Origin of the sequence: Arthrobacter sp. SO3, assembly GCF_020532825.1 — a bacterium.
In the GTDB taxonomy this organism is placed as follows: Bacteria; Actinomycetota; Actinomycetes; order Actinomycetales; family Micrococcaceae; genus Arthrobacter.
On record NZ_MQTS01000198.1, the window covers coordinates 1 to 979 of the forward strand.

The following is a 979-nucleotide window of genomic DNA, read 5'->3' on the forward strand; positions in this document are numbered from 1 at the left end:
CCCCAAACCCCGCGGCACCCCAAACCCCGCGGCACCCCAAACCCTGCCGCACCGACAACGCAGGCCCCGCACCTGGTCTTCACGGTACGGGGCCTGCGTAAGTCAAGGACTGCGCCGGTAAGAAATCGTTAGGTTGCCGGCTGCTACCAGGCCAGGGACTGCGCCCGGCGCCGGATTTCCGTTTTGCGCCCCTCACGCAGGGCATCGATCGGACGGCCGCGCAGGGATTCATCCGCGGTAAACAGCCAGGTAATGAGTTCCTCGTCGGAATAGCCGGCGTCCGCGAGAACAACGATCGTTCCCTTCAGGCTGTCGACGGGATGGCCGTCCTGGATGAAGTCGGCAGGAACGCAGCGGATCCGGCGCTCACCGACCCGCAATGCCGCCAGCGCACGTTCGTCAAGGAGCGCATGGACCTTTGTAATCGAAACGTTCAGAAGCTGTGCGACATCGGGCAGGGGCAGCCATTCGCCCACAAGGCTTTCTACATTACTCACGGATCAAGATTGCCATGCCGGGAGCCTCACCGCCTAGTCGGCGGCACCTCTCAAAGGGCGGCCCGGCGCCCGGCCCATCAATGCAGACCGTCCGGGCGCCGCTTTCCGGCCGCGTCGCCGGCTCCCTTACCGACACTCCAACAACCAGTCTTGCGGAATGTCAAACAGTTCTTGTGCTAATTCCCAATTCATGAGAGATTCACATAGACCACATTTGTAACAGTAATCACTTGAGTCACACTGTTAACACGAGTAATGCCGGCCAGACCCGCAGCGTTCGCCGCTGAGAAGAGGACCTTTCCCATGACGACGTCACGTTCGCCAAAGCCCACTGCGAGGCACAGCCTGCCGATGATAGCGGCTACTACGGCGGCCCTTCCCGCCGTCGTTCTTTCTTCTTTGGCGATCGCGCAGCCGGCTGCGGCGGAGTCCCGGCCCCGGGTCATCCCCGCCACACTGGCTGCAGCCATGCAGGCCCAGGC

Annotated in this window: 1 protein-coding gene and 1 pseudogene; one reads left to right on the forward strand and one right to left on the reverse strand. The window is 62.7% G+C overall.

Translation table 11 applies throughout. From position 1 onward, the window contains the following. Window positions 1-143: 143 nt before the first annotated feature. The gene (locus BJQ90_RS18585) at window positions 144-497 is read right to left on the reverse strand and encodes an Rv2175c family DNA-binding protein (RefSeq protein WP_226761685.1); all 354 of its coding nucleotides are present in this window, start codon (window positions 495-497) and stop codon (window positions 144-146) included. 303 nt (window positions 498-800) lie between these two features. On the opposite strand from BJQ90_RS18585, the pseudogene BJQ90_RS18590 reads away from it, so the two are divergent. After that, window positions 801-979 (forward strand): annotated as a pseudogene (locus BJQ90_RS18590) (lytic transglycosylase); the annotation flags it as partial.